The organism is Sphingomonas bacterium, from assembly GCF_028289855.1.
Taxonomy (GTDB): Bacteria; Pseudomonadota; Alphaproteobacteria; order Sphingomonadales; family Sphingomonadaceae; genus Sphingomonas.
Genome location: NZ_JAQGKZ010000131.1, coordinates 1 through 7,956 on the forward strand (window position 1 = coordinate 1; position 7,956 = coordinate 7,956).

Consider the following 7,956-nt stretch of genomic DNA (forward strand, 5'->3'; position numbering starts at 1 on the left):
GGGAGCGCGCGTCGGCGCCGGACGCGGCGCGGTCGCAGGCGGCTGGTCGAACCCTGGCGGCAGGATCGATTCGGGCTTCTGCTGCGCGACCGCCGCCCCGCCGATGGCGAGCAGCGCAACCGCGGAGAGGCCCAGCCTAACCCTGGAGGTTGCCAAGCGACACGGCCTTTTCAACGCGGGTCGGCTGTTTTTCGTGCGCGCGAGTCGATAGCAAAATCATCCCCCCGACCAACACCAGCACAACAACGATCAGCACCATCATCATTCGCGACATGCGACACATACTCTCGTTCGAAACGATCACCCGCCGGGCCATAGCTTGTGCCCGGACGCCCGGTGCGCTGTATAGCCCAAAGCCCATGTTGCAAAGCGCCCCCTCACCCCAATCGTGGACCGGCAAGCCGATCGTGCTCGTCGGGCTGATGGGTGTGGGCAAATCGACCGTCGGGCGGCGGCTCGCTGCCCGGTTGAACGTGCCGTTCGCCGATGCCGATCATGAGATCGAAATCGCTGCCGACATGAGCGTCGGCGAGATTTTCGAGAAATTCGGCGAGCCCTATTTCCGCGACGGCGAGCGCCGCGTGATCGCGCGGCTGGTCGACGGCACGCCGAAAGTGATTGCGACCGGCGGCGGCGCGTTCATCAACGACGAGACGCGCGCGATGATCCTCGAGCAGGCGATCGCGATCTGGCTCGACGCGCCGACGCGCGTGCTCGCCGACCGCGTGAGGCGACGCGACACGCGGCCCTTGCTGAAGGATCGCGACCCGCAGGAGGTGCTCGACGGTCTCGCCGCGGTGCGCAACCCGATCTATGCGCAAGCGCCGATCCGCATCGCAAGCGATCAGGCGCCGCACGAATCGGCGGTTTTTTCGATCCTGAAGGCGATCGGTTGGGAAGTGAAATCGTGACCAGCATTCCCGTCGCATTGGGCGACCGCAGCTATGACGTCGTGATCGAGCGCGGGCTGCTGGCGCGCGCCGACGACCATCTCGCACCATTGGCGCGGGGACGATCAATGGCAATCGTCAGCGACTCGAACGTCGCACCGCACCTCGCCGCGTTGCAAAGCGCGCTCGCCGCCGCCGGGATCGCCAGCGAGGCGATCGTACTCCCACCGGGCGAGGGCACCAAGAGTTGGGGCCAATTGGAGGCGCTGACCGACCGACTTCTGATGCACGGTGTCGAACGCGGCGACCATGTCATCGCGCTCGGCGGCGGGGTGATCGGCGATCTGGTCGGGTTCGCCTGCTCGATCGTCAAGCGCGGGTGCGGGTTCGTGCAGATACCGACGACCCTGCTCGCGCAGGTCGACAGTTCGGTCGGGGGCAAGACCGCAATCAACACCGCGGCGGGCAAGAATCTGATCGGCGCGTTTCACCAGCCAGCGCTGGTGCTGATCGACCCCGACGTGCTCGACACGCTGCAGCCCCGACAACAGCGCGCCGGCTATGCCGAGGTCGTCAAATACGGGCTGATCGACGACTTTGCCTTCTTCGAATGGTGCGAAGCGAACGGTGAGAAATTGCTGTCCGGCGACCCCGCGGCGCGCGAATACGCCATTGCGCATTCGGTCGCCGCCAAGGCGCGGATCGTCGCCGAGGACGAGCGCGAGACCACCGGCAAGCGCGCCTTGCTCAACCTGGGCCACACCTTCGGCCACGCGTTGGAGGCCGAGGCGGGGTTCTCGGACAAGGTGCTCCATGGCGAAGCGGTCGCCGCGGGCATGGCGCTCGCCTTCGCGTATTCCGCGCGGCGCGGGCTGTGCTCCGGTCAGGAGTCCGAGCGCGTCGCCGCGCACCTCCGCGCGGTCGGCCTGCCCGACGGCGTCGCGGCGGCCGGCATCACCGCAAGCGGCGCGGTTTTGGTCGATCATATGCGCCACGACAAGAAGATGGACGCCGGCACCCTCCCCTTCCTCTTGGCGCGCGGAATCGGGCGGACGTTTGTAGACCATTCGGTGGATCTGGCCGACGTGATGACGTTTCTGGATGAAGGACCATCATGATCAGCTGGCTTACGTTGGCGCTTGCCGCCGCGACGACCCCGGTACCGCTTGCGCCGTCGGGAAAGTGGATTGTCGATTATCAGAAGGACATGTGCCTGGTCTCGCGCGCGTTCGGACCGACAGACGCCAGCACGATGCTCGTGCTCAAGCCCGGCGTATCGATGGAGGATGGCGGACAAACGCTATACGTCCTGACGCCAAGCAGCGGCGGGGGCGTTCGGCGCGGCCGGGCCGTGGTCGTAGCACAGCCGTCCGGGCAACAATGGCAGATCGACTATGTTAGCTGGCTTCCGAAGGGCACCACGCTTCGCGGTTATGAAGTTCATGCCGACCAGGACGTGGTCGCCGTTCTGGCGCAATCCACCGGCGTGACGATTACCCCCGGCAAGGACGGGTTCTCGTTCGTCACGGGAAAGATGCAACCGGTGTTGAATGCACTTACCGCCTGCAACGACGATCTGTTCAAGTCATGGGGCATCGATCCTGCCGCCAAGGCGGTACCGCGGCGCGGGATGTCTCCCGGTACCTGGTTCTCGGCGGACAGCTATCCGAGCGACGCCAAGCGGCGCGGCGCGCAAGGCCGATCGGTCATCGCCGTAACGGTGTCCGCGGACGGCATGCCCAGTGCCTGTAGGGTCGTGGTGAAAGCCGACCCGGCTCTCGACGAAACGTCTTGCAATCTGGCAATGCGCAAGGGCCGTTTCGAAAAGTCCCTGGAGAAGACCGATCGCTACGCGATCCTGTCGGTGCGCTGGGAATTGTGGGACGAGTGATTCGACGTCCCGCTACCGGTCGCCCGAAAGCTGCGCCCACCCGGTCATTAGCCCGATCAGGTGGACCACACCGAACACCAACACGATCGCGGAACTGACGGTCAGAAACGTCGGACTCAAATTGCCCGGCCAGTATCGGATCATCAGCGGCAGCGCCGCCGCGCGCGCCAGGTAGATCGCGCAGATCACCACCAGTCCGGTGCGCAACAGCGGTAGCCGGCCGATCAATCCTGCGCCCGAAAAGGCATAGGCGGCCCACACTGCCAATATCAGCGCGATGCCAAAAGTGATGATTGCCGGTTCGAGCTTCCCCTGCTCCGCCATCCGCGCCATCCGTTCCTGCGCACCCAGCGCGCGATACCAGGACGGGCCACCGAAAATGCAGCCGAGGTGGAGCAGCGAACCTACCGCGCTCAACGTACCGCCGGCGGCGAGCCAGATATTGGTCACCGCCGCGCTCTCCATGCCAGCCAAAGCCACCCCGCGATCATCACGAGCCCGCCGATGGGTGTGATCGCCCCGATCGGACGGGGCGCACCGAGCGCGAGCGCGTAGAGCGACCCTGCGAACAGCGCGCTGCCGATAACGAACAGCGCCGCCGGACCGCGCGCGTCCATCCGCACCGCAACCAGCGCGGCGACGGCGTGGATCAGCTGATATTGCCCACCGGTCTTGAGCAGATCGGCGACATCCTTGCTCGCCCAATGCGCGCCGAACGCCCCGGCGCCGATCGCCAGTGCGCCCGAGAGCGCGGCTAAGACGGCGATCCGTTTCATCGTATCATGCCCCATTCGCGCAGCACCGCCGGCCCGCGCTCGACCACCAACGCCAGCCCCACCACCAATGCCGCCGCGCTGATCGCCAGCACCGCGCCGGCCACCATATCCTTGGCCGCCTTGATCTCGTCATGCAGCCCGGGATGGAACAAGTCGATCGTCGCCTCGATCGCACCGTTGACCAATTCCAGCGCGAGAATCAGCGCGACGAGGATTGCGACGAGCGCCCACCAGACCGGCGCGGGGCGCAGCACCAACAACGCCGCCAAGCCGACCGCCGCCAGCAACACTTGCGTCCGAAAGCTCCGCTCTCGCCGCCATCCCGCGCGCCACCCCGCCAGCGCAAAGCCAAGCCGCTCGCGGAACGGGCGGTTCTTCACGGCTCCTGGCCCCGGCCCAACTCATCCGCGGCGTCGTCTCCGGTGACGGCGACGCTGTGGCGGTCGGTGGCCGCGCCGAGGATTTCGCGTTCGTCGCTGGTGATAATGCGGTCGCGCGCGGCGCGCAGGTCGCCGGCTTCGAACTGCGCGCGCAGCCGTTCCTTGTCGCGCGCGCGGTACATGTCCTCGGCGCGGTCGATCTGCTCGCCCTCGACCTGGATCGCCTCGAGCGCGAGGCGGCCCATCCTCACTGCCGATTCCATCACCTCACGCACCACGCCCGATACGGGCGAACCCTTGAGCTTGAGGAGTGCGCGGCGATCATAGGTACGCGCGAAGATCGACGCGTTGGGGAAGGCCTCATGCACGCCCTCCATGAGCTCGGCGTCGAGCTGGTCGCCATCGATGCAGAACATGATCAGCTCGGCGTCGTGCGCGCCGGCCTGGCGCAGCAAATCCATCCGCGTGCCATCGCCGTAATAGACCTTGGCGCCGAATTCGCCGGCCACGTCGATCATCTCGATGTCGGTGTCGATCAGTGTCACCGGCACACCGGCGGCGATCAGCATCTGCGACACCGTCTGCCCGAAGCGCCCGTATCCGACGATGAGCGCGTTGGCGCCGTCGGCGCTTGGTCCCTCGCGCGTGCCCTTCGCGGCGGGCGCCTCGCGGAACTTGCGGGTGACCATCATCAGGAACGGCGTCGTCGCCATCGACAGCGTGATGACCGCGCTGAAGATGCTGACCGCCTGGCTGTCGATCAGCATCGCGCGCTGCGCCTGCGCGAACAGCACGAAGCCGAATTCGCCGCCCTGGCTGAGCAGCAGCCCTAGCGCGAGCGCGCCGCGCCAGTTCATCTTGAATGCCAGCCCGATGCCCATGACGATCGCCGCCTTGGTCGCGATCAGCGCGATCGCCATGCCGATCACCATGAACGGCCGATCGGCGATGACATGAAGGTTGAGCATCATGCCGATCGCGAGGAAGAACAGCCCGAGCAGGATCGAGCGGAACGGCTCGACATCGGCCTCCAGCTCGTGGCGATACGGCGAATCCGCGAGCATCACCCCCGCGACGAACGCACCGAGCGCGGTCGACAAATGGAGATATTCCATCAGAGCGGCGGCGGCGATCACCGTGAACAACGCCGCGAACACGAACATCTCGCGCTCGCCGAGATTGCCGATCACGCGGAACAGCGGGCGGAGCAGATAGCGGCCGATCAGGATCAGTCCGCCGACCGCGAGCACGGTCTCGACGAACAGCAGCCAGCCCGGCGGACCGCCCATGTCGGCGGGGTTGCGCGACAGGATCGTGACGAGCGTGATCAGCGGGATGATCGACAGGTCCTGGAACAGCAGGATCGCGAACGCGCGCTCGCCGAACGGGGTGCGCAACCGCCCCGCCGATTGCAGCATCGGCAGCACCTGCGCGGTCGACGACAGCGCCAGCGGCAGCCCGAGCACGAGCGCCGCCGCCCAGGTCGTGTTGCCGACCCAATGGACGATCGCCGATATCGCGAAGCCGCACACGATGACCTGAATCAGCCCGAGCGCGAAGATGTCCTGCTTCATCTTCCACAACCGGCTCGGGTTGAGTTCGAGCCCGACGATGAACAGCAGCAGCGTAATGCCGAGCTCGGCGACGCCGATCTTGCCCTCGGCATCGCCGATCAGGTGGAACGCCTGCGGCCCGATCAGCGCACCCGCGACGAGAAAACCGAGCGTCGCGCCAAGCCCGAGCCGGCGGAACAGCAGCACGAACACCAGCCCCGCGCCGAGCATCACCACGCCGTCGCGGAGCATCGACCCGTCGCCCATCAGGCGGCCGCCCTGGCGGCGGCGTCGGCGGCGGCCTCGAACGCGAGGCGGATCGACGGGTGGCGCGCGGTTACGGTCAGCGCAGGCGTGAAGATGTCGAGGTCGGGCCAGTCGGGCAGCGCGCCTTCGCCCGCGAGCCAAGCGGTGAGTTGATCACGCGCGGCGACCAGCTCGACCGGCGTCTTGCCGATCGCGTTCGCGGCGAGCAGCGACGACGATGCCTGGCCCAGCGCGCAGGCGCGGACCATCATCCCGATTTCGCTCACTCGCCCGTCGGCCAGATTGACGTCGACCGTCACCCGGCTGCCGCAGATGGGAGAGCGCTTTTCGGAACTACCCATCGGACTCGCCAATCGCTCGTGGTGCGGGATCGACGCCGCCAACCGCAGGATCTCGGTATTGTAAAGCGGCGCGTTCATCGCTTGCGATGTAGGCGAGGCGGCCAAGGGATGCACCCCTACATCGTATTCCCGCGAAGGCGGGAATCCAGGATTACTTGGCGCTGCGTTTACGACCCTGGGCTCCCGCCTTCGCGGGAGCACTGGTATTGGTAGGTGCAATCGCGTCATCGCTATCATTTCCCGCCGTATCGGACGCATTGCCGTCACCCCCGAACATCGCCTGCCCGCTGCGCCGTTTGCCGATCACGTCCGCGACATACGCACTCGTCGCGTTGAGCAGCGGATAGGTCCGCGCCTTGGTCAGCCATAACGGACGCTGCTTCGGCCCGCCCGCCGCAGTGTCCGTCACCAGCACCAGCAACAGGAACGCGAGGCTCGCCAGGATCAGTCCCTTGAGCGCACCGAACCCGAACCCCATCGCGCGGTCGAGCGGGCCGAGGATCGAGGTCCGCGTGCGCTTGCCGATCGATTGCGCCAGCATCCGCCCGGCTAACCACGCCGCGCCCGCGATCAGCGCGAACGCCAGCACCGCCGCGCCGGTAGATGTCGCAACAATTCCGGTCAGCGCCTGCGTAACCGGCGCATGCACCAGTTTGAGCGCGAAGACGACGAGCACCCAGGCGAACAGCGACAATATTTCGTGGACGAACCCGCGCATCCAACCGAACGCAGCGGTCGCCGCGACGCCGAGCAGGACGAGGATATCGAGCGTGTGCAGACCCATGAGCGGTGGCTAGCCGCGCCCCAGCATGTGGTCAACGAGGGCACCAAGCGTCTTGAACCCGCTGACCCGCATCCCGCCCTCGTTCTTGGTCCCCGCCGGCCCCATCGCGCGCTCGAACCCGAGCTTGGCGGCTTCCTTCATGCGCAGCGGCGCGTGCGCCACCGGGCGGACCTCACCCGACAACGCGATTTCGCCGAATGCCACCGCATCGGCGGGCACCGGGCGCTCGCTCAGCGCGGAGATCAACGCCGCCGCGACCGCAAGGTCGGCCGCCGGATCCTGCACACGATAGCCGCCGGCGACGTTGAGATAGACTTCGCAGGTCGAGAAGCTCAGCCCGCACCGCGCCTCCAGCACCGCGAGAATCATCGCCAGCCGCCCGCTATCCCAGCCGACCACCGCGCGCCGCGGCGTCGCCCCGCTCGCCAGCCGCACGACCAAAGCCTGCACCTCGACCAACACCGGCCGCGTCCCCTCCAGCGCGGGGAATACGGTCGATCCCGTCATCCCTTCCTCGCGATGCGTCAGGAACAGTGCCGAAGGGTTGGCCACCTCGGAAAGCCCGCCCGTCTCCATCGAGAACACGCCGATCTCGTCGGTCCCACCAAAGCGATTCTTGATCGCGCGCAGGATACGGTATTGGTGGCTGCGTTCGCCCTCGAAGCTCAGCACGGTGTCGACCATGTGCTCGAGCACGCGCGGTCCCGCGATGCTGCCGTCCTTGGTGACGTGCCCGACCAGCACCACCGCGGTGCCGCGCTCCTTCGCGAAGCGAATCAACTCCTGCGCCGACGCGCGCACCTGGCTCACCGTCCCCGGCGCGCCTTCGATCAGGTCCGAATGCATCGTCTGGATCGAATCGATCACCAGCAGCGCGGGGGGCGCCATCGATCCGAGCGTGGTCAGGATATCGCGGACCGACGTCGCCGCCGCGAGACGAATCGGCGCACCGGCCAGCCCCTGCCGTTCGGCGCGCAACCGCACCTGACCGGTCGCCTCCTCACCGCTGATGTAGACCGCGCTCGCCCCGGTCCGCGAGACCGCCTCGCTCGCCTGAAGCAGCAGCGTCGACTT

At 67.0% G+C, this 7,956-nt stretch carries 10 protein-coding genes; 3 read left to right on the forward strand and 7 right to left on the reverse strand.

Annotated elements, in window-relative coordinates; all coding sequences use genetic code 11:
* The first annotated feature begins 359 nt into the window (after positions 1–359).
* Genes JWM94_RS15060 through JWM94_RS15070 form a run of 3 tightly spaced genes read left to right on the forward strand, consistent with a single transcriptional unit; the run spans position 360 to position 2,781 of the window.
* Positions 360–911 (forward strand): shikimate kinase, encoded by a 552-nt coding sequence (locus JWM94_RS15060; protein ID WP_299428873.1) that lies wholly within the window; start codon positions 360–362, stop codon positions 909–911.
* A complete protein-coding gene (gene aroB, locus JWM94_RS15065; RefSeq protein ID WP_299428875.1) occupies positions 908–2,008 on the forward strand; it encodes a 3-dehydroquinate synthase in 1,101 nt (366 codons plus the stop codon). Before JWM94_RS15060 ends, aroB begins: the two co-directional genes overlap by 4 nt.
* On the forward strand, positions 2,005–2,781 hold the full coding sequence (locus JWM94_RS15070; RefSeq protein WP_299428877.1) for an energy transducer TonB: 777 nt from the start codon (positions 2,005–2,007) through the stop codon (positions 2,779–2,781). Before aroB ends, JWM94_RS15070 begins: the two co-directional genes overlap by 4 nt.
* Before the next feature lie 12 nt (positions 2,782–2,793).
* Here the strand turns inward: JWM94_RS15070 and JWM94_RS15075 are convergent, their stop codons facing one another.
* From JWM94_RS15075 to radA, 7 genes are all read right to left on the reverse strand, one after another.
* Positions 2,794–3,231, reverse strand: coding sequence for a hypothetical protein (locus tag JWM94_RS15075; protein WP_299428879.1), 438 nt, complete (start codon positions 3,229–3,231; stop codon positions 2,794–2,796).
* On the reverse strand, positions 3,228–3,557 hold the full coding sequence (locus JWM94_RS15080) for a DUF423 domain-containing protein (RefSeq protein ID WP_299428881.1): 330 nt from the start codon (positions 3,555–3,557) through the stop codon (positions 3,228–3,230). The genes JWM94_RS15075 and JWM94_RS15080 overlap by 4 nt, the downstream gene beginning before the upstream one ends.
* Complete coding sequence (locus JWM94_RS15085) at positions 3,554–3,937, reverse strand: diacylglycerol kinase (protein ID WP_299428883.1); 384 nt, start codon at positions 3,935–3,937, stop codon at positions 3,554–3,556. Before JWM94_RS15085 ends, JWM94_RS15080 begins: the two co-directional genes overlap by 4 nt.
* A complete protein-coding gene (locus tag JWM94_RS15090) occupies positions 3,934–5,757 on the reverse strand; it encodes a cation:proton antiporter (RefSeq protein WP_299428885.1) in 1,824 nt (607 codons plus the stop codon). The genes JWM94_RS15085 and JWM94_RS15090 overlap by 4 nt, the downstream gene beginning before the upstream one ends.
* Positions 5,757–6,176 carry an iron-sulfur cluster assembly scaffold protein gene (locus tag JWM94_RS15095; protein WP_299428887.1) on the reverse strand — a complete coding sequence of 140 codons (420 nt, stop codon included), beginning with the start codon at positions 6,174–6,176 and terminating at the stop codon, positions 5,757–5,759. Before JWM94_RS15095 ends, JWM94_RS15090 begins: the two co-directional genes overlap by 1 nt.
* A gap of 73 nt (positions 6,177–6,249) precedes the next feature.
* On the reverse strand, positions 6,250–6,882 hold the full coding sequence (locus tag JWM94_RS15100) for a CvpA family protein (RefSeq protein ID WP_299428889.1): 633 nt from the start codon (positions 6,880–6,882) through the stop codon (positions 6,250–6,252).
* 9 nt (positions 6,883–6,891) lie between these two features.
* A partial coding sequence (radA, locus tag JWM94_RS15105; RefSeq protein ID WP_299428891.1) for a DNA repair protein RadA occupies positions 6,892–7,956 on the reverse strand: 1,065 nt, incomplete at its 5' end.

Coding starts and splice junctions, on each gene's coding strand:
- JWM94_RS15060 (WP_299428873.1), top strand. CDS start 360: ATGTTGCAAAGCGCCCCCTCACCCCAATCGTGGACCGGCAAGCCGATC.
- JWM94_RS15070 (WP_299428877.1), top strand. CDS start 2,005: ATGATCAGCTGGCTTACGTTGGCGCTTGCCGCCGCGACGACCCCGGTA.
- JWM94_RS15080 (WP_299428881.1), bottom strand. CDS start 3,557: ATGAAACGGATCGCCGTCTTAGCCGCGCTCTCGGGCGCACTGGCGATC.
- JWM94_RS15090 (WP_299428885.1), bottom strand. CDS start 5,757: ATGGGCGACGGGTCGATGCTCCGCGACGGCGTGGTGATGCTCGGCGCG.
- JWM94_RS15095 (WP_299428887.1), bottom strand. CDS start 6,176: ATGAACGCGCCGCTTTACAATACCGAGATCCTGCGGTTGGCGGCGTCG.
- JWM94_RS15100 (WP_299428889.1), bottom strand. CDS start 6,882: ATGGGTCTGCACACGCTCGATATCCTCGTCCTGCTCGGCGTCGCGGCG.